Here is a 21,264-nt window from a genome sequence, read left to right as displayed (position 1 = left end):
CAGGTGGGAGAGTCGCCGGCATCACGCCGGACCGTAGCCGTTCTCGCCCAGCTCTCCCAGAATCCGATTGAGATCCTCGATGCTCGCGAAATCTATCGCTATCTGGCCTTTTCTAGCGGTGAGGGAGATCTTCACACGGGTGTTGAGGCGATCGCCGAGCCTGTCGGCAACTTCGTCGAGATGCGCGCGGCGCGAACCCGCCTGGGGTTTCGCCGCGCGGGTGGGCGAAGCATCCGGAAGCTTTGCCGCAGCCTCCGCGGCACGCACCGACAGATCCTCGTTGACGATCTTGTCGGCAAGGCGCTGCATCGCGGTGGCGTCCTCGAGCGAGAGGATCGCGCGGGCGTGGCCGGCCGTCAATACACCGGCGGCCACGCGCTGCTGCACCGGCACCGGCAGCTTCAGCAGCCGGATGGTGTTGCTGATCTGCGGTCGCGAGCGGCCGATGCGCGTCGCGAGCTCTTCCTGGGTGATGCCGAAGTCCTCGAGCAGCTGCTGGTACGCCGATGCCTCTTCGAGCGGGTTGAGCTCGGAGCGATGGAGGTTCTCGAGCAGTGCGTCACGGAGGAGGTGTTCATCGGCGGTGTCGCGCACGATGGCCGGGATCGAGGTGAGCCCTGCCTCTCGGGCGGCGCGGGTGCGGCGCTCGCCCATGATGAGCTCGTACTCGCCCTTGTCGTTGCTGCGGACGACGACCGGCTGCAGCACCCCGAACTCGCGCACGCTGTGCACGAGTTCCGCGAAGTGCTCGTGATCGAAGTTCGTGCGCGGCTGACGTGGGTTGGGAACGATGTCGTGCGGGTCGATATGTGCGAGCCGCGCTCCGGGTACCTCGACGAGGTCACCCTCGGTATCGGCGGTGACCGCTTCGACTGGTGGGGCTTCGTCGACCGCGACCGCACGGGGGAAGAAGACATCGGCGGGGCGGTCGTCAGCCTGCTCGTTGGTCGGGATCAATGCGCCGATTCCGCGGCCGAGCCCTGTGCGCTTCGCAGCCATCAGACACCCCTTTCATTCGAGGCGCTGTCGCGCCGGATCATCTCGACAGCCGCTTCGCGATAAGCGATGGCACCGGCCGACTGTCCATCGTAGGCGAGAACCGACTGGCCGAAGCTCGGCGCCTCGGAGACCCGGACAGACCGGGGAACGACGGTGTCGAGGACCTCCTTGGGGAAGTGCTCGCGCACCTCATCGGCGACCTGCTGTGCCAGACGTGTGCGACCGTCGTACATCGTCAGCATGATCGTCGACAACACCAGCCGCGGGTTGAGGTGCTTCTGAATCATGCGCACGGTGCCGAGCAGCTGGCTCAGCCCTTCGAGCGCGTAGTACTCGCACTGGATCGGGATCAGCAGTTCGGTGGCCGCGGTGAAGGCGTTGATCGTGAGCAGACCGAGCGAGGGCGGGCAGTCGATCAGGATGAAGTCCAGCTGTCCCTCGTGCTTCGCGAGGTAGTCGTCCACGGCGACGCGCAACCGGTGCTCCCGCGCGACCTGCGACACCAGCTCGATCTCGGCGCCGGCGAGATGGATGGTGCTCGGCGCGCACAGCAGGTTGGGGGACTCCGGGCTGACTTGGATGATGTCGGCGAGGGGGAATTCGTCGATGAGCACGTCGTACACGCTCGGGATGTCGGCGGTGTGCGGCACGCCCAGCGCCGTCGAGGCGTTGCCCTGCGGATCCAGATCGATCACGAGAACGCGGGCGCCGCGCTCGGCGAGGGCCGCCGCCAGGTTGACCGTCGTGGTGGTCTTCCCGACCCCGCCCTTCTGGTTCGAGACCGTGAGTACGCGCGTACGGCCGGTGAGCTCAACCTCGGCTTCTTCGAGCGCCTTGCGGCGCGCCGTCAGATCCGCCAGTTCGCGGGCGATCGGCGAGTCGTCTTCGTCCTGCCCGATGGTGACGCCGTCGTGCTGCGCGATGGGGGAGTCCTCTTCCTGGGTGGCGGGGGTGCTCTCGTCCGAGGCGACGGCGTGAGTGACGTCGAGTGGTGCGTCGGCTGCCGGACCAGCGTAGTCGTCGGCCGCGACATCGACATCGGCGTCGGCGTCCGTCGTGTCCGCCTGCACCTCGGCCGGCGTGGTGTCCTCGGCCGGCGTGGTGTCCTCGGCCTGTGTGGTGTCCTCGGCCGGCGTGGTGTCCTCGGCCGGAGCGGCCACAGCGTCGGCGAGCGCCGCATCCGCAGACATGGACGAGTCGTCCTCTTCGCGGCTGGTTTCAGCGGACGCATCGGCCATGTCGTGGGCCCCGTCACTCATGTGAGACGCAGCTGCGGACTCCGACGCGGTATCCGCAGGCGGGACCTCAGGACTGGCCGACTCGGTCGCAGCGGACGCTACTGGTGGAGCTTCGACGCTGTCGTCCGCGGAGGCTGACGGAGAATCTGTCGCGAGCGCGGTGAGCGGGCGATCGGACGAGAAGGATGCCTGAGCGTCGGCCTCGTCGGGTTGTTTCACGTGAAACTCTCCCCTTTGCGCGCGCCGCTCAACATCGCCTTCCACCTTATCCCGCCTTCCCCCCATCCCTAGCCGCCGGAGCCAGTTATTCATGCGTTCCTTACCGTTGCGAGCGGGACTGCCATCGCCTCTAGTCAACCTCGCCTGACCCCGCCGAGGGCGCTAACCCGCCGCTGCAAGGGAAGCCCGGTGCCGGATTGTGACGGAAGCGCCGCGTCGCCGACGAGCGTGAGCGAATGGAGCCCGCCTCGCTTCGAAACTCGCTCCCGCTGCTGCTTCGAATCGGTTTCGCCGCGAGCTCACCCTCCGCCCTAGGGGAACCACGTGTCGTTCAGTCGATGTGACCGACACCCACCACCGCCCTGGCTGACCCGACCTGACAGGGAAGGCCGTTCGGGTGCCGGGGCGGGTGTTTCACGTGAAACATCGTGTGGACGATCCGGATGCGCCCGCAGTTTGGCCGTGCGATGCTGGTCGATTCTGTCGCCGATGAAACCCGGCCTCTTGGCGATGTGGATGTGCAAGAGCTCGCGGAGGTCGGCCAGATCGATCGTGTGCGCCGGCTGTCAGGGTTCGAGTTCGCGCGAGTGCACCGGCGACCGCACCTTCGGGCCCTGGCAATGGACGACGGCGACCGCGACCCCGGTCCCGCAACCGCACCCGCACCCTCCACTGGGTGCCCTCGCGGAAGGGGAGGATGCGGGAGGGGATGCGTCAGACCGGGCACTAGCTGCGGCAGATTGCCGGGACCATGTCTGCACCGACCCACCGCGAGCGGTGGGCGCGCGCGGTGCGCGGTGCGCGGTGCGCCGGGGCGTCGGGCCGACCGCTGGCCAAGGCCCTTCCGCGACGCCGGCGATGCCTGGAGTTCGCCTCGCGCCTCGCCGGGACCGCCGGCGCTGCCAGCCATCAAGAGGCATGACCACGGCCGGTGCCGCCAGCGCGTCGAGACCGTAGATCGGCCCGGGGCTCGTGATGGCCACTCTCGGCACACCGGCGTCCTGGCCGAGCGCCTTCACCGCATCGCAGACGACACGTCGGTCCAAGTCGAGTTGTGGGCCTCCAGATCGAACGGAAGCGGTTTGCTCAGCCGGTGCGGTTCTCACGTGCGTGATGCCCCGGAACCATTCAGCGGCTCGGCGCGCAAGCGTGTTTGTGAGTTCATCCGGGCGACAGCCAGGCTGCGATCGGCACTCGTCCTTCCCGGTGCCAGCCGCGCACACGTTCTCCCGCGAGGATCACCGCCTGCTTCCCCGTCGCGCCGCCATCGGAAACTCACCGTCGTCGGCGTCGCCCACGCCGACGATCAGGCGCGTCGTGCCACAGGGTGTCGTGCCTGCGTTGGGCCGAACCTCGATCTCAGCTCGATCAGCATCGAGCGACGTCCCGCGGACGTGGACGACCGACCGCGCCGACAAGCGCGGTGTTTCACGTGAAACGCCTGGCGGCCACTCTGCGACCGCACCCGGATGCGCCTGTGGCCGAGCGCATGCGCATACTGGCGACGCGCATGGCCGGCTTGCATCTGCGAGGGCACACGTCGGCCTCCCCACACATGCGCCTGCGCTCCGAATACGCAGGTGTCACGTCGCCTCGACGCCTGACCGGCTCGAGACGAGGCGCCGAAGGCTCGCCTTCGACGCCATACTCGAGATCGCGTCGACCAACAGCGGAGAGGGTCTCACAGCGCGTCCACCTCCGAGAGCACGCTTCGCCGTCACGCCACGGCTCCTTTGTCCCCCGCTCCCTGCCGCTGCGCGGCAGGCACTGCAGTGCACTCACGCCTTTCGTCGCAGGCAACAACGCCTCGGCGGCTGGCCGGCACATGAGGAGACCGGTTCTCTGTGCGTGAACGACGATGGTCCGCCCCGAGGAACATCGGTCGACTCGCGAGGCCGCCGGGGTGGGTGTTTCACGTGAAACATCCGCGCCGCATCGATCGCTTCGCATCGTGAGTTCGCAGGCGCCCAGACCATGACACCAACGCAGACCAACCGTCACGCTCTCAATGGGGGAGCAGGTGTCCATCCAGACGTTTGACCCGCTGGCACCGCCGCGCGACGCCCGCCCGTTCGTACTACCCGCCCACAAGGCACCGCACGCACGATCACGCACGTCGCTCTTTCCGCGCGCTGGCGACCGGGTGTTTCACGTGAAACACCACGTGCTGCGGGCCGCAACGCGCGCGCCGTCTGCATCTCACCCAAGTTTTGGCCTGGACGCGACGGCCGGCCAACCGCCATCGCCACGATCGGCCCATCCGCGGCTCAAGCGATATGCGGGGCGCGGCGGACGCGCCGCCGAACGGGCCACCGGGTTACATTGGCGTCCCGGTAGCCACCGAGAACGACGACATATGCGTCCGGTGCGACGCGCTCCTCCACATCCTTGCGACACGTGAGGTCCGAGGCGGGAGAGCCGCGCAACATGCCGCGCGTCCCGCGGCTGGGAGAGTCGTGTTCACGCGAGTCAACGAGCGGCCGGACGCCGTCAGGCGCCCGGCCGATCCCCGACGGCCGGCAGTCGCCCGAACGTCGGCACTCCTGTGCTCACGCACGAAGTCGAGTCACCGCCACAGCAGCAGCACCGACCCGCAGCGTTGTCCAAAGCACCGCCGACCCGCATGGTGTCCAAGCACCACCGACCTCACCGCACGTCAGCACTCATCCAATGCGTAATGTTTCACGTGAAACAACCGGCGCCGGCCACCACCGGAGCGATCCGCCCCGAGCTCGCGGCGGATGGACCGCGCTGGTGTTGACACCGCGCATTCGAGTCGCGGCCGACCCACCCAAGCGGCAGCGTTCGTGCGGTGGTCGAAGCTCACCCACAGCGCCCGCATGCCAGCCTGGCGTCGGTGCGCACGGAGCGAAGAGTCTCGCCGTTCAGGCCTGAGCCGCGACCGCCATCAGCGTCCGGTTCCTCGGCCACGAGGGCACTGCCGGGTCAACCACCCGTGCACAATGGCGACGTCGGTGATTCACGCGACGTATTCGAGTCGCAGCGCCGCTGCACACCCGTCACCAGTTCTCGCACCTTCTTCCGAGGCGTCATCGTCCACAGGGACACCGCCACCCGTAACGAATACGCCAGCGACAGCGGGTGAGGAGTGGGGTGTTTCACGTGAAACATCGATCCCGGGGCCAGCGCCGGCGAAACAGCCATCAGTTCGCGCCGCCGACCGGCTTCCCACACCCCGACCCTGCCCGCCGATCAGTCGCGGATGGGTGGCACCGGCAATTCACAGCGCGTGCCCGTCGCGGCCGCCGCAACACCCGTCACCAGTTCGCACGTCGGTGAGACGCGTTACCGACCACTGGCACGTTGCCGCCCTTCGGTGCACCCGCCACCGGGCACGGCGTGTTTCACGTGAAACATTCGCCAGGGCCTAGCACCTACCACAGCCGTCGGTCCCACCGCCCACCCGCCGGTCGCACACCCCGACTTCGACCGCCGCTGCACTGGTTCTTCGTGCCACGTGCGGAGCCGCGGCCGCCGACCCGCAGCGTTGTCCAGGCACCGCCGAACCGCATGGTTGTCCAAGCACCACCGACCACCGCGCCATCGCCACTCATCGGTAGGACGCCAGCCGGCTAGGAAAGGGTGTTTCACGTGAAACATCCGCCCATGGCCCAGCACCTACAACAGCGGTCGGTCGCACCGCCCACCCGCGGGCCGCACACCCCGACCTCGACCGCCGTGGCACTGGTTCTTCGTGCCACGTGCGGACCCCGCGGCCGCCGTCGCTCGACCGTCACCAGCTCGCACCCGCATCCGAGCAAGCACCGTCCACCGCGCCATCACCACCCAGCGGTAAGACGGCAGCCGGCAAGGAAGGGGGGTGTTTCACGTGAAACGTCCGCTCAGGACCCAGCACCCACACCAGCCGTCAGTCGCACCTCCCAGCCGCGGGTCGCACACCCCGACCTCGACCGCCGCGGCGCTGGTTCTTCGCGCCACGTGCGGAGCCGCGGCCGCCGGCATGCAACCGTCACCAGCTCGCACGCTCGTCCGAGCAATCACCAACCCATCGCGCCATCGCCACCCAACGGTAAGACGCCGGCGGGCGTGGAGAGGGTTTCACGTGAAACATCCGACCGCGCACGAGTACCCAGCTCGACAGCCGTCGGTTCGCACTGTCATCCCTCTCCCATTTCGACCAACACCACCGGCGCCGCCGTCGGTGCCCCGCTGGATGGGAGTTCTGCTTCCTGCCGCGTACACGGGTCGCGGTCGCCGACACACAGCCGACTCTCGCGTCGCGTCGCGCCCGGGTCACCGCCGATCGTGACGCCACGTGGCTACGCCCGTGCTCTGGGAGCGTCTGTTTCACGTGAAACATTTGACTCGCGCCGACCTCGCTCGGCCCGGCTCGCACCTTCATCCCCGGGAGTCTCCGCCACGACGGGACCGAACCGCAGATGAGACCAAGGTGCCCAACCCAGTACACTGAACCCCGGGTGAGCCATTCGAGTCACGGCGACCCGCAGCGCGCAAGCAGCAAGCGGTTCGCCCATGACCTTCAGCCACCACCGACCGCGGGTGCCAGTCCATCAGTCAAAGCTGTCGACGAACGAGAAGCGTGGTCAGGGGGCCCGAGAGCCGCTACCGCCGCCAGACCCATCCTTCTCAGGCTCGCTCCATCGTCGGGCGAGTCCCGCGATAACCGCGTCAATGACCGACAGAGAGCTCGCGCATCAAGAGGGGAGGGTGTCGACGCGAGGCGCCCCGAGCTGCGGCATCCGAACCACCCAACCAGCCGACGCGGCTCCCACTGGTCCACGTCAGCACGACCATCGCCGACATGTACCAGGCCTCCATGCCCGCCATTGCGCGAAGCTGGCTTACGCGGAGATCGAGCCACGAATGGCCTCCCGCGCAGGAAGCCACCGATTCGCACCGTCATTCCGGGCAAGAGCGGCAGCCATCCCCACCGCCGACCAATCCAAAGCTCCGTGACCGGGTGCCCACGGCGCTCCGCGCGAGCACTTCGAGCCGGGCCTACCGTCACTCCTCACCGGACACCGGCCCGCAACGAGACTCATGGCCTACTACCGACCGCGGCCGCACCGGCCGCCCATCAGCTCGCTCATTCGTCGACGGGAGCCCCCCACGATCGCACCGCCGACCAACCGGCAGGCGAGAGGGCGTTGTGGTGCGCGATGCCTCCGAACTGCTGCCCCGCGCGGAGCAACCGGCCGTCGGCGCGCATCAGCCAGGGCTCCCACCACGCGGGACCGCAGATTTCGCCTATCCGTCAGATCGCTTTGGCATGACGGATGTTTCACGTGAAACAACCCTGATGGCGCGGAACCGCCGACCCGATCGCTAGAACCCGCGCACCACACACCGGCACCGGAGCAGCCGGCGACCACCCGACTGTTCGGGGGGCTCGTGCGCCGCGGGCGGGGGAGGCCTGGGTCCGTCGGCTGGCGGAACGCCGGTGCTCCCACGCTCCTGCACCACGAGCCTCATGAGCCCGCGAACTGAGCCACGCTCTACGGCTCTGATCCCGCGGAGGCTCCCGCCACCAGCCACAAACCTCGCACACCACCCACCCCGCTCTCGGCGGCTGGTGCACGAGGCGGCGCGCGTCCCCCGGAAAAGTGGTCGCAGGATGGGGCAGCCGTCAGTCCGCCGAGTTGCGCACCGGCCGACTCTCGCCACGCGCAGGTGTTTCACGTGAAACATCTAGTCACCGCCCTCGTCTTGGTTCGCGTAGACGCTGCGGAGTTGACGGTTGGCGATGCAGGCAGATGAAGACACGCGTCGGGGGACCGGAAGGCGGAACCAAGCCCGGGACGCCACATCGTCTGTCGCACGATGGGCACCGTCAGTCCGCCGGGCTGTGCACTGGCCCGACGCTCGCCACGCGAGGTGTTTCACGTGAAACATGCCTCCTCCACCGCGCTCATCGCCCTCGGCCGCGCAAGCGCTGCGGGAATTGCCCGTTGGCAGCGGGCAGAAGCAGCTGCACGTCGGGGAATCGGAAGATGGGCCAGGCCCACCGACCCACGTCAGCACATCCGATCCGTCAACACCGACACGGGCGCACACCCCACTCCGCCCCTGCGGCCGATCTACAGACGCCGCGCGTGTCATCCCGGACCAGTGGTCGCAGGATGGGGCAGCCGTCAGTCCGTCGAGTTGCACCACGGCCAACAGCTCGCCGCGCTCCGTGTTTCACGTGAAACTGCGATAAGCGGGCAGAGGTAGCTGCGCGTCGGAACCGGAAGCCCGAACCTGGCCGAGGACGGCACGTCGGCACATCCGATCCATCAGCACCGACACGGGCGCACAGCGCACTCCCGGAGCGCTGTGCGGGATCAGCGGACGGTAGCCCGGATGACGCGGGAAGGCTCGGGGAGGAGGCCCTCGCCGATGATCTCGACGCGGGCGTTCGTCACCTTGAAGCTGCGCAGCTGCTTCGCGGCAGCATCGATCTCGTTCGTGGCGCTCGTTCCCTTGAGGAGAATGAGCTCGCCGCCGTCGCGCACCAGGGGAGCGGTGATCGGTACCAGGGTGCGCAGCGCGCTCACGGCGCGCGCGGTCACCGCGTCCAGAACCGGCCCGCGCTTCCAGTCCTCAGCGCGTGCGCGAAGCACCTCGACATTGTCGAGTTCGAGCGCCGCGGCCTGCTCCGACAGCCACGCGACGCGGCGCTCCATCGGCTCGATGAGGATCCACTCGACGTCCGGCCGCGCGATCGCGAGCACAAGGCCCGGAAGACCTGCGCCCGAACCCACGTCGCCGACGCGGCCCGAGAAGAGCGGCGCGATGACGGCACTGTTGAGGATGTGCCGCGACCACAGCCGCGGTGGCTCGAGGGGACCGATCAGCCCGCGCTCTTCGCCGTGGGCGCCGAGCGCGTCAGCGAAGCGCCTGGCCACCTCGATGCGGTCGCCGAAGATCTCGGCGGCAGCCGCCGGCTCCTGCTCGATCTCGATCATCGACGACCCGTCCGACTCGACAGCGGATGTTTCACGTGAAACGTGCGGCTCAGCCGCGACGGATCACGGTGTGACGGTCCGCCCCGTCGCCGTACGACTCCGACACGAAGCCTCGCTCGGCGACGATGTCGTGGACGACCTTGCGCTCGTAGCTGGACATCGCGGGAAGCGAAGCCTGCGAGGCGCCGTCATCCAGGCGGGCGATCGCGCGGTCGACGAGCGCGGTGAGCTCGTCACGGCGCGCGTCGCGCGAGCCGCCGACATCCAGGATCAGGCGGGAGAAGCGGCCGGTGCGGTTCTGCACGGCGATGCGGGTCAGCTCCTGCAGCGCCTGCACCGTGTCCGGCGCGGCGATCAGGGCGACGGACCCGCCTGCCGGCGCTTCCACCGACACGTAGGCGCGGCCGGCGCGCACATCGAGGTCGAGGTCGCCGTCGATGTCGGCGATGTCGAGCAGGCCTTCGATGAAGTCGGCGGCGACGTCGCCTTCCTCTTCGAGCTGCGCGACGGTGGCCGGAACCCGCTCCTCGCGGGTGTCGACGGATGCGTACTCAGGGGACGTGGTCATGGCGTGATCCTCGTGTATGACGTCGGGTCAGGAACCGGAGCCGGAGCCGGCGGAACCACTGGAGTCTGTTTCCGCAGCAGGCCGCGCACCGGGCTTCTGGCCGGGCGGCTTCTGCCCCTGCTTCTTGGCGCGCTGCTTGCTGACGGGCTGCTGGCGCTTGGGCGCCGTGGCCTTCGCGCGCTCGGCCTCTTCGTACAGGCGCTGCTGCTCGGCGACGTACTTCTCCATCGGCACGACCTTGCCGGACGCATCGAGCGCCTTGCCCTTGCGCGCCAGACGCTCCTCGCGAGCCTTCGCCGCGTCCGAGCCGGGAGTCGGCATCTCGCGGATGACGAGGAACTGCTGACCCATCGTCCAGAGGTTCGAGACGAACCAGTAGATGACGACGCCGAGGGGGAAGAAGACACCCGAGAAGATGAAGCCCAGCGGGAGGATGTAGAGCATGATGCGCTGCATCTGGTACGCCTGGCCGGTCTTGGCCTCGGGGGAGAGGTTCTTCGAGATGATCTGCAGCTGCGTGAAGAACTGCGACGCGATCATCAGAACGACGAGGGTGATCAGGATGATGATCGCCGGGGTGTTGCCGGTCTGGAACGCCTGGATCAGCGTCTCGTGCAGCGACGCGACGCCGAACAGCTTCGCGTTGTAGAACTCGGCGGTGAGCTCCGCGCTGAGCAGGCCCACGCCGCCGATGCCGGCGTCGTAGTGCTTGGTGACATCGCTCAGCACGCTGTACAGCGCGAAGAACACGGGCATCTGCACCAGGAGCGGCAGACAGCTCGAGACCGGGGTCGTGCCGTGCTTCTTGTACAGCGCCATGGTCTCGCGGCTCATCGCCTCACGAGACAGCTGGTCCTTCTTGCCCTTGTACTTCTCCTGAACTTTTCGCAGTTCAGGGGCGATTTCCATCATCTTGCGCTGGCTCTTGATCTGGCGCACGAAGAGGGGGATGAGGGCGGAGCGCACCACGATCACCAGGCCGACGATCGACAGCACCCAGGTGATTCCGTCTGCCGGCGGAAGCCCCACGGCGGTGAAGAACCAGTGCCAGAAGACGAGCACCGCCTCGACGGCCCACTTCAGGGGCCAGAGGATGATCCCGAAGAGATCGAACCCGCCGCCCGTCGGTGCGGGTGATGGCGAAGGCGTCGAGGCCAGGGCTGACATGAGATCCATGTGGAGGATCAGTCCTTTCCGGTGGGGGCAGGCACGACGTACCCGTGACGGGTCAGTTCGTGCCGGAAGTTCTTGTGGGGCGGCACGTCATCGACGCCGCCGACAGCCCACGGGTGGCATCGGGCGAGGCGCGCTGCGGTGAGCGCCGCGCCCTTCACTGCTCCGTGCTGCTGCACCGCGCCGACGGCGTACGCCGAGCACGAGGGGTAGTACTTGCAGACGTCGCCGTACGTGTGGGAGATGGTGGCACGGTATCCGTGCAGCAACGCGAGAACGGCGTTGCGGGGGAGCAGCGGGACGCTGCGGAGGGAATCGGATGCCGAGAACTCGGCCTCGCCGAGCGCGTAGCCGGGCAAGACGCTCATCGGGTCCTCCGCGCCAGGCACTTCTCGACGTCGCTGCGCAGATCGGCGAACGACGCGGATGCCGCACTCGGCAGTGCGCGGATCACGATGTCATCGCCGGGAGCGACGGACTCGAGCGACTCGAAGCAGAGGGCCTTGAGCCGACGGCGGACGGTGTTGCGGACGACCGCGCCGCCGACCTGCCGGCTGACGATGAAACCGAACCGCGCCGGACCATCGGTCACGGCGCGGTTCACGTAGGTCACGGTGTGCGCTCCGGCACACCGACGGCCCCGACGGACGACGGCCTTGTACTCCGCTCCGCGGGTGAGTCGGTTCCGCCTCCCGAGCACCGCTCGGCTCAGGCCGAGAGCTCGGTGCGCCCCTTGGCGCGACGAGCCGAGAGGATGCCGCGGCCGGCGCGCGTGCGCATGCGGGCGCGGAAGCCGTGCTTCTTGGCGCGGCGGCGGTTGTTGGGCTGGAAGGTGCGCTTGCTCATGGGAACTACTTCCGATCAGATGTCACCGGGACGCTCGAGACCGGGGACGTGTGTACAGGGGCGACTGCCACGAAGGCATAAGTCAACCGATTAAGGCTACGTCGTGTCGCCTGAGAACTCAAACCGAGCGCAGAACGTGTCATTATGCACCGCGGACGCATTCGACCCTGGCACCGACACGCAGGGCGGATCTACAGTGGAGTTTGCTCACGCGACGCCCGCTGACTAGCGTGGCTCCGGCAGTTATCCACAGGCCTGGACCGACGTTTCCGCGGCTTCCGGTGGAAACATCGACAACCCGGGGGGGCCATGACACCGCACGAAGTTCCAGACGTTCCGGTCTGGACGGCCGTACTGGACGAACTCGTGCGCGACGATCGCATCACCCCGCAGCTCCACGGCTTCATCAGCCTGGCCGTGCCACAGGGTGTCATGGGGGGAACGCTGTACCTCGACGTTCCCAACGATCTGACCGCCGCGCAGTTCACCAAGCGCATGCGCGCGCCCATCCTCGAGGCTCTCACGCGAGTCGTGCAGGACGGGCAGAACCCGGCGTCCACGTTCCGTGTCGTCGTCAACCCGGATCTGGCGGATGCGCACCTCACCGCGCCCATCCCGATCCAGTCGACCGCGCAGGTCATTGCGTCGACGCCGCCCATCGGGCGCCCCCATCTCGACGAGCCGGTGGAGATGGCATCCGTCTCGCGCAGCGACACCCGTCTGAACCCCAAGTACACGTTCGACAACTTCGTCATCGGCCAGTCCAACCGCTTCGCGCATGCGGCGGCCGTCGCGGTCGCCGAGGCGCCGGCGAAGGCGTACAACCCGCTGTTCATCTACGGCGACTCCGGGCTCGGCAAGACCCACCTGCTCCACGCCATCGGCGACTACGCCCTCAGCCTGTACGCCGGCATCCGCGTGCGGTACGTGTCGAGCGAGGAATTCACGAACGACTTCATCAACTCGATCGCCAACAACCGCGGCTCGGCATTCCAGGCGCGGTATCGGGATGTCGACATCCTGCTGATCGATGACATCCAGTTCCTGCAGGGGCGTGCTGAGACGCAGGAGGCGTTCTTCCACACGTTCAACCAGCTGCACGACCACGACAAGCAGGTCGTGATCACCAGCGATGTGCCGCCGAAGCACCTGACGGGCTTCGAGGACCGCATGCGCAGCCGGTTCGAGTGGGGTCTCATCACCGATGTGCAGGCGCCCGACCTCGAGACGCGCATCGCGATCCTGCGCAAGAAGGCGCAGTCAGAGCGCCTCCACATCCCCGACGAGGTGATGGAGTACATCGCGACGGTCGTGTCGTCGAACATCCGCGAGCTCGAGGGCGCCCTCATCCGCGTCTCGGCGTTCGCGAGCCTCAACCGCTCGACGCTCGACATGTCGCTCGCGCAGACCGTGCTGCGCGACATCGTGGACCAGGACGACGCCAACGTCATCTCGCCGACCGACATCATCACGGCCACCGCGGCCTACTTCAAGCTCACCGTCGACGACCTGTACGGTTCGAGCCGGTCGCAGTCCGTCGCCACGGCACGCCAGATCGCCATGTACCTGTGTCGCGAGCGCACGAGCCTGTCATTGCCCAAGATCGGGCAGCTGTTCGGCAACCGCGACCACACCACTGTGATGTACGCCTATAAGAAGATCAGCGAGCTCATGAAGGAGCGCCGTTCGATCTACAACCAGGTGACGGAGATCACCGCTCAGCTCGGCCGCAACGGTCGCTGACGATCCGCTACACCCCTCGATGGGTCCGTGCGTTACGACGCGCGGACCCATCCGTTCATATGCCCGAAGAAGTTCTTGACAGGTGCCGCGAGCAGGGCCATCATTCCGGTTCTGCACAGTGTGGAAAACCTGTGGATAACTCTCCAAGCCTGCGGAAACCCCTGTGAGCGAGCGGGGGAAGCCTGTGGATGGATTGCGGATGCCGGGGGCCGCGGCATCCGTCTTCCCGACGTCCCTCCGCAGCCGTTCCACAACTCACACTCTTGTGGTTTCCCTGTCCCGACTGGCGACGCGCGAGTTGTCCACAGTTTCCACAGTCGTTAACACCATGACAAGAAATCTCTTTGATGAACCCGTCCGATCACCTTTGCGGTGGAGAGCTGCTCGCCGGACCGAGCCGGACTGGCAATCTCGGAGCCTGGCACTAGCATGAGAACCCCGAGCCCGCAGTCGAAGGGCCCGCTGCAGAGGGAGCGTTCGTGAAGTTCCACGTCAATCGCGATGTGTTCAGCGAAGCCGTATCGTTCGTCGTCAAGCTTCTGCCGCAGCGCAACCCGCAGCCGATCCTCGCGGGCGTGCTGATCGAGGCATCCGCCGAGGGCCTCTCGCTCGCCGCGTTCGACTACGAGGCGTCCGCCCGCACGACCATCGATGCGACCGTCGACGACCCGGGCACGATCCTCGTCCACGGCCGGCTGCTCTCCGACATCGCCAGCCGTCTGCCGAACGCCCCGATCCAGATCGAGGTCGACGAGGACGGCGGCATCCTGCTCACCTGCGGTTCCGCACGGTTCACCCTCGCGTCCATGCCGGTGCAGGAGTATCCCGCGATCCCCGAGGTCACCGGCGACTCGGGCCTCGTTCCCTCCGAGGACTTCGCCACCGCCATCGCCCAGGTGGCGTTCGCCGCATCGCGCGATGACGTCACCCCGGTGCTCACGGGTGTGCAGCTCGAGGTCTCGGGCACGAGCCTCAGCCTCGTCGCCACCGACCGCTACCGTGTCGCCCTCCGCGAGATCCCGTGGGACGGCGGCGGCACCGCGACCGACGAGTCGACGACCGCACTCGTGCCGGCGCGCACGCTCACCGAAGTCGGCAAGACGTTCGCACACGGCGGCGACATCTCGATCGCCTTCTCGGGTTCGGGTGACCGCGAGATCATCGCTTTCACCGCGGGCAACAAGACCGTGACGTCGCTGCTCATCAAGGGCAACTTCCCGCCCGTGCGCCGCCTCTTCCCCGAGCAGACCGAGCACCACGCGGTGGTCAACACGGCGGAGCTCGCCGAAGCCGTGCGCCGGGTGTCGCTGGTGCTCGACCGTTCCGCGCCACTGCGGTTCACGTTCACCGCCGACAGCGTCTCGATGGATGCCTCGGGCACCGAGCAGGCGCGCGCGACCGAGTCGGTCGACGCGACGCTGCTGGGTGGCGACGAGGTCACCCTCGGCCTCAATCCGCAGTACCTGCTCGAGTCGCTCGGTGCCGTCAAGAGCGAGTTCGTGCGGATCACGTTCACTTCGAGCGAGAACGCGAACAAGCTCAGCCCAGTGCTGATCACGCCGCAGACCTCGGTGGATCGCGCCGGCTCGGAATCGTTCCGCTACCTGCTGCAGCCCAACCTGCTGCTGCGCTGACCCACATCCCGGCGTCGGCGCCGATCACTAGGCTTGTCCGGTGATCGTGGAGCACCTGAGTCTGGTCGACTTCCGCAACTATGCGGCCGCCGACGTCGAGCTCGGGCCCGGGCCGAACGTCTTCGTCGGCCGCAACGGTCAGGGCAAGACGAATCTGGCGGAAGCGATCGCGTTCTTCGCGACACTGGGGTCGCATCGCGTGTCCAACGACGCCCCGATGGTGCGCGACGGAGCGGATGCCGCCATCATCCGCGCCCGGCTGGCACACGGCGACCGCCGCGTTCAGCTCGAGGCCCAGGTCAACCGGCAGGGATCCAACAAGGCACGCGTCAACGGCAGCTCTGTGAAGCCCACCGAGCTGCCCCGGTACGCGCAGGTGGTGCTTTTCGCGCCGGAGGATCTGCAGATCGTCCGCGGCGACCCGTCCGCGCGCCGGCGCTTCGCCGATCAGCTGCTGGTGCAGCGCGCTCCGCGCATGGCCGGAGTGCTCGCCGACTACGACCGCGTGCTCAAACAGCGCACCGCCCTGCTGAAATCGGCGAAGGCGCGGGGCATCCGCGGCGATGCGCTGTCGACGCTCGACGTGTGGGACGACAAGCTCGTCTCGCTCGGCACGCAGCTCATCGCCGCGCGACTCGCGCTCGCGACAGATCTCGCGACTCCGCTGGCCGCCGCGTACACCGCGATCGCCGGCGCCGACCACGACCCGCAGATCGAGTGGGCGCTCTCGGTCGTGGGCGCGGTGAGCGAAGACGACGGCGATGAGGGCTCGGCGTCCGCCGCGCCAGCCACGGCGGCGTCCGGTGAGCCCGCGGATTCATCGGCTGACCGCATCGCGGATCTCTTCCGCCAGGCGCTGGCGGCGAAACGCACGTCCGAGCTGGAACGCGGATTGACGCTGGTGGGTCCGCATCGCGACGACCTGCTGCTGCGCATCCGCGGGCTTCCGGTCAAGGGCTATGCCTCGCACGGCGAGTCCTGGTCCGTCGCGCTCTCGCTGCGCCTGGCCTCGGCCGAGCTGCTGCGCGCCGACTCGCGCCTCGGCGACCCGGTGCTCATCCTGGACGATGTGTTCGCCGAACTCGACACCGATCGTCGGTCGCGTCTCGCCCATCTCGCCGCCGACTACGAGCAGGTGGTCGTGACCGCCGCGGTGGAGGGCGATGTGCCGGAGGGGCTCCGGGCCCGCATGGTGCGGGTGGAGGCCGGCCGCATCCTCGGCCCCGTGGATGCGGAGGCGACGGATGCCTGATCCTTCGGCCGGCCCGGGCGCCGGGCCCGAGAAGTCGCCGGACACAGGCGCCGTCCCCGGTGCGCGGGGCGTCCCCGACCGCACGGACGTGCCCGAGACCATCGCGACGTACCTGCGGCTGCGCGGACTCGAGCCTTCGGCACGCTCGTTCCGCAAGCGTCGGCGCCGCACCGTCGACGACGAGAACATCCCGTTCGCGCCCGGACGAGACCCCCGCGGAGTGGGCGACGTCATCGCGGACCTCACCCGCGAGGCCGGGTGGAACGGCCAACTCGCCCGCGAAGACGTCGTCCGTGCGTGGGCAGAGGTCGCCGGCGAGGACACGGCGCGGCACACCCGTCCGGTCGCGTTCTCGGAGGGGTCGCTGACGGTGCAGGCCGACTCCACGGCGTGGGCGAAACAGCTTCAGCTGATGCGCGCGCACATCCTCTCGGAGATCGTCCGCCGCTTCCCCGAGGCGAAGGTCGACTCGGTCCGCTTCATCGGGCCCGACGTCCCCTCCTGGAAATGGGGTCCCAGAACGATTCCAGGCCGCGGTCCACGCGATACCTACGGATAAGTCACGTTCTGAGTCATCCGAGCATCTTTCATCCCCTCACAGGGGCGTAGAGCGCTGTGATCGGGCCGTTACCCGATAGACTGTCAGGGCCCCCATCGAAGGATTTGGAGCCCTCGCGAAGATGACGTCTGACACCCCCGATAACGTTTCCGAGGAACCCGAAACGCCCGACAAGGCTCCCAACGCGTACGGGGCAGATGACATCCAGGTCCTGGAAGGTCTCGAAGCGGTGCGAAAGCGCCCCGGCATGTACATCGGCTCGACCGGTGAGCGCGGCCTGCACCATCTGGTCTACGAGATCGTCGACAACTCCGTCGATGAGGCACTGGCCGGCTACTGCGACACCATCAACGTCACGATCCTGCCCGACGGCGGCATCCGCTGCGTCGACAACGGCCGCGGCATCCCGGTCGGCATCCACCGCACCGAGGGCAGGTCGACGGTCGAGGTGGTACTCACCGTGCTGCACGCCGGCGGCAAGTTCGGCGGCGGCGGGTATGCCGTCTCGGGCGGTCTGCACGGCGTCGGCTCGTCGGTCGTCAATGCGCTCTCGACGCGCCTCGAGGTCGAGGTCAAGCGCGAAGGCTACGTGTGGCGGCAGTCCTACCGCGACGGCGGGCAGCCGCAGGCGCCCCTGGCGAAGGGCCAGCCCACCGAAGAGACCGGCACGGTCATCGAGTTCTGGCCCGACGACACGATCTTCGAGTCGGTGCACTACGACTACGACACGCTGCGCACCCGGTTCCAGCAGACGGCCTTCCTCAACAAGGGACTGCGCATCACGCTGTCCGACGAGCGCCCCGCGTCGGCGTACGTCACCGACGCCGAGGGCGGCGGGTCGGAGGAGCGCCAGCCTTTCGACGACTTCTACTACGAGCGCGGTCTCGTGGATTACGTCGAGTACCTCAACAAGGTGCGTCACGCCGATGTCGTCAACGACGAGATCATCGAGATCGAGTCGGAAGACACCACGCGCCACATCTCGCTCGAGCTCGCCATGCAGTGGACCACGAGCTACACCGAGAACGTCTTCACCTTCGCGAACACCATCAACACCCATGAGGGCGGCACGCACGAGGAGGGCTTCCGCGCGGCGCTGACGACCCTGGTCAACAAGTACGCGCGCGACAAGAACCTCCTCAAGGAGAAGGACGACAACCTCACCGGCGACGACATCCGCGAGGGCCTGACCGCCGTCATCTCGGTGAAGCTCTCGGAGCCGCAGTTCGAGGGTCAGACCAAGACGAAGCTCGGCAACACCGAGGCGAAGTCGTTCGTGCAGAAGGTCGTGGGCGACCAGCTCGGCGACTGGCTCGAGCGCAACCCGGTGCAGGCGAAGCGCGTCATCACGAAGGCGATCGATGCGGCCACCGCGCGCATGGCGGCACGCAAGGCGCGCGAGACCGCGCGTCGCAAGAGCGTCTTCGAGTCGGCTGCGATGCCCGACAAGCTCAAGGACTGCACCAGCAAGGATCCGTCGATCAGCGAGATCTTCCTCGTGGAGGGCGACTCGGCCGGCGGTTCCGCGGTCTCGGGGCGCGACCCGCACACCCAGGCGATCCTGGCCCTGCGCGGCAAGATCCTCAACGTCGAGCGCGCACGCCTCGACAAGGCGCTGGCCAACAAAGAGGTCCAGGCGATGATCCAGGCCTTCGGCACGGGCATCGGCGAGGACTTCGACATCGACAAGGCCCGCTATCACAAGATCGTGCTGATGGCGGATGCCGATGTCGACGGCCAGCACATCACCACGCTGCTGCTCACGCTGCTTTTCCGCTACATGCGCGGGCTCATCGAGGCCGGATTCGTCTACCTCGCGATGCCCCCGCTCTACCGGTTGAAGTGGACGAACTCGGCGCACGAGTACGTGTACTCCGACAAGGAGCGCGACGCGCTGCTCGAGGACGGGCTCGCCAACGGCAAGCGGATCCCCAAGGACTCCGGCATCCAGCGATACAAGGGCCTCGGCGAGATGAACGCCAAGGAACTGTGGGAGACCACGATGGACCACACGACCCGGACGCTGCGCCAGGTCACCATCGACGATGCGGCCGCCGCCGACGAGATCTTCTCCGTCCTGATGGGCGAGGACGTCGAGTCCCGCCGCACGTTCATCCAGCGCAATGCCAAGGACGTCCGCTTCCTCGACATCTGACCGGGCACCGGCCCGGTCGTTGAGCGAGCGCAGCGAGACGAAACGCACTGACACGAAAGAAGCCCATGGCTGAAGACGAACGCCCCGAGCCTGAGCACGATCACGGCCGCATCGACCAGGTCGATCTGCAGCTCGAGATGCAGCGCAGCTATCTCGACTACGCGATGGCCGTCATCATCGGCCGCGCGCTCCCCGACGTGCGCGACGGCCTGAAGCCGGTGCACCGCCGCGTGATCTACGGCATGTACGACGGCGGGTTCCGCCCCGACAAGTCGTTCTCGAAGTGCGCCCGCGTCGTCGGCGAGGTCATGGGCCAGTACCACCCCCACGGCGACACGGCGATCTACGACGCCCTCGTCCGTCTGGTGCAGCCGTGGTCGCTGCGATACCCGCTGGCGCAGGGCCAGGGCAACTTCGGCTCGCCCGGCAACATGGGCGCCGCCGCCCCGCGATACACCGAGACGAAGATGGCTCAGCTCGCGCTCGAGATGGTGCGCGACATCGAGGAAGAGACCGTCGACTTCCAGGACAACTACGACGGGCAGACGCAGGAGCCGTCGGTTCTTCCGGCACGCTTCCCGAACCTGCTGGTCAACGGCTCCGTCGGCATCGCCGTCGGCATGGCGACCAACATCCCGCCCCACAACCTCCGCGAGGTCGCGGCTGGCGCGTTGTGGGCGCTCGAGCACCCCGACGCCTCGCGCGAGGAGCTGCTCGAGGCCCTCCTGGAGCGCATCCCCGGTCCGGACTTCCCGACCGGCGCGCAGATCCTCGGCACCAAGGGCATCCGCGAGGCGTACCGCACCGGCCGCGGGTCGATCACGATGCGCGCCGTGGTCGCGATCGAGGAGATCCAGGGGCGCACCTGCCTCGTCATCACCGAGCTGCCGTACCAGGTGAACCCCGACAACCTCGCGGTCAAGATCGGCGATCTCGCCCGCGACGGCAAGATCACCGGCATCGCCGACATCCGCGACGAGACGTCTGGTCGCACCGGTCAGCGCCTCGTGATCGTGCTGAAGCGCGATGCCGTCGCCAAGGTCGTGCTGAACAACCTCTACAAGCACACCCAGCTGCAGGAGAACTTCGGCGCGAACATGCTTGCCATCGTCGATGGCATCCCGCGCACGCTCTCGATCGACGGATTCATCCACGCCTGGGTGATGCACCAGGTCGAGGTCATCGTTCGCCGCACCCAGTTCCGCCTGAAGAAGGCCGAAGCCGAGGCGCACATCCAGCGTGGCTACGTGAAGGCTCTCGACGCCCTCGACGAGGTCATCGCCCTCATCCGCCGCTCCCCGGATGTCGAGAAGGCCCGTCTCGGCCTGATGGACCTGCTCGGCGTCGACCAGTTGCAGGCCGACGCCATCCTGGCCATGCAGCTGCGTCGTCTGGCCGCCCTCGAGCGCCAGAAGATCATCGACCGACTGAACGAGCTCGAGCTGGCGATCGCCGAGTTCCACGCGATCCTCGCCTCCGAGACCCGCCAGCGCCAGATCATCATCGACGAGTTGGCCGAGGTCACAGCGAAGTTCGGCGATGACCGCCGCACGGAGATCATGTACGGCTACGACGGCGACATGAGCATCGAAGACCTCATCCCTGAGGAGGAGATGGTCGTCACCGTCACGCGCGGCGGTTACGTCAAGCGCACCCGGAGCGACAACTACCGCAGCCAGCACCGCGGAGGCAAGGGCGTCAAGGGTGCCCAGCTGCGCGCGGATGACGTCGTCGAGCACTTCTTCGTCACGACGACGCACCACTGGCTGCTCTTCTTCACGAACGCCGGCCGCGTCTACCGCGCCAAGGCCTACGAGATCCAGGAGGCCGGCCGCGACGCGAAGGGCCAGCACGTCGCGAACCTGCTCGAGATGCAGCCCGACGAGCAGATCGCCGAGATCCTCGACATCCGCGACTACAGCGTCGCC

14 protein-coding genes are annotated in these 21,264 nt (G+C 67.7%); 6 read left to right on the top strand and 8 right to left on the bottom strand.

Going from position 1 to position 21,264, the window contains the following annotated elements; all coding sequences use genetic code 11:
- Window positions 1-21 precede the first annotated feature (21 nt).
- From VIP82_RS00965 to rpmH, 8 genes are all read right to left on the bottom strand, one after another.
- Complete coding sequence (locus tag VIP82_RS00965) at window positions 22-999, bottom strand: ParB/RepB/Spo0J family partition protein (protein ID WP_331905434.1); 978 nt, start codon at window positions 997-999, stop codon at window positions 22-24.
- Entirely contained in the window at window positions 999-1,922 is a 924-nt protein-coding gene (locus VIP82_RS00960) for a ParA family protein (protein ID WP_331905446.1), read from the bottom strand. Before VIP82_RS00960 ends, VIP82_RS00965 begins: the two co-directional genes overlap by 1 nt.
- Before the next feature lie 6,860 nt (window positions 1,923-8,782).
- Window positions 8,783-9,406 (bottom strand): 16S rRNA (guanine(527)-N(7))-methyltransferase RsmG, encoded by a 624-nt coding sequence (rsmG, locus tag VIP82_RS00955; RefSeq protein ID WP_331905433.1) that lies wholly within the window; start codon window positions 9,404-9,406, stop codon window positions 8,783-8,785.
- A 49-nt stretch (window positions 9,407-9,455) separates the two neighbouring features.
- Window positions 9,456-9,974, bottom strand: coding sequence for a Jag family protein (locus VIP82_RS00950; protein WP_308866339.1), 519 nt, complete (start codon window positions 9,972-9,974; stop codon window positions 9,456-9,458).
- Window positions 9,975-10,001: 27 nt separating this feature from the next.
- Complete coding sequence (yidC, locus tag VIP82_RS00945; RefSeq protein WP_331905432.1) at window positions 10,002-11,150, bottom strand: membrane protein insertase YidC; 1,149 nt, start codon at window positions 11,148-11,150, stop codon at window positions 10,002-10,004.
- A gap of 8 nt (window positions 11,151-11,158) precedes the next feature.
- The gene (yidD, locus tag VIP82_RS00940) at window positions 11,159-11,515 is read right to left on the bottom strand and encodes a membrane protein insertion efficiency factor YidD (protein ID WP_308866337.1); all 357 of its coding nucleotides are present in this window, start codon (window positions 11,513-11,515) and stop codon (window positions 11,159-11,161) included.
- Window positions 11,512-11,847, bottom strand: a complete 336-nt coding sequence (rnpA, locus tag VIP82_RS00935) for a ribonuclease P protein component (protein ID WP_331905431.1) — start codon at window positions 11,845-11,847, stop codon at window positions 11,512-11,514. Before rnpA ends, yidD begins: the two co-directional genes overlap by 4 nt.
- A gap of 8 nt (window positions 11,848-11,855) precedes the next feature.
- Complete coding sequence (rpmH, locus tag VIP82_RS00930) at window positions 11,856-11,993, bottom strand: 50S ribosomal protein L34 (protein WP_055952712.1); 138 nt, start codon at window positions 11,991-11,993, stop codon at window positions 11,856-11,858.
- Between the two features lie 309 nt (window positions 11,994-12,302).
- On the opposite strand from rpmH, the gene dnaA reads away from it, so the two are divergent.
- The 6 genes from dnaA to gyrA all read left to right on the top strand — a co-directional run.
- Window positions 12,303-13,736, top strand: coding sequence for a chromosomal replication initiator protein DnaA (gene dnaA / locus VIP82_RS00925; protein ID WP_331905430.1), 1,434 nt, complete (start codon window positions 12,303-12,305; stop codon window positions 13,734-13,736).
- 479 nt (window positions 13,737-14,215) lie between these two features.
- Complete coding sequence (dnaN, locus tag VIP82_RS00920) at window positions 14,216-15,370, top strand: DNA polymerase III subunit beta (protein WP_331905429.1); 1,155 nt, start codon at window positions 14,216-14,218, stop codon at window positions 15,368-15,370.
- 40 nt (window positions 15,371-15,410) lie between these two features.
- Window positions 15,411-16,622 (top strand): DNA replication/repair protein RecF, encoded by a 1,212-nt coding sequence (recF, locus tag VIP82_RS00915; protein ID WP_331905428.1) that lies wholly within the window; start codon window positions 15,411-15,413, stop codon window positions 16,620-16,622.
- Window positions 16,615-17,181, top strand: coding sequence for a DciA family protein (locus tag VIP82_RS00910; RefSeq protein ID WP_331905427.1), 567 nt, complete (start codon window positions 16,615-16,617; stop codon window positions 17,179-17,181). Before recF ends, VIP82_RS00910 begins: the two co-directional genes overlap by 8 nt.
- 121 nt (window positions 17,182-17,302) lie before the next feature.
- A complete protein-coding gene (gene gyrB / locus VIP82_RS00905; protein ID WP_331905426.1) occupies window positions 17,303-19,336 on the top strand; it encodes a DNA topoisomerase (ATP-hydrolyzing) subunit B in 2,034 nt (677 codons plus the stop codon).
- A gap of 65 nt (window positions 19,337-19,401) precedes the next feature.
- Window positions 19,402-21,264, top strand: a 1,863-nt coding sequence (gene gyrA / locus VIP82_RS00900) for a DNA gyrase subunit A (protein ID WP_331905425.1), incomplete at its 3' end; no start/stop codon positions are given.

This window comes from Microbacterium sp. (genome assembly GCF_036566905.1).
Lineage (GTDB): Bacteria > Actinomycetota > Actinomycetes > Actinomycetales > Microbacteriaceae > Microbacterium.
The sequence above is the reverse complement of the archived record's forward strand: the minus strand, read 5'-3'. Positions and strand labels throughout refer to the sequence as shown.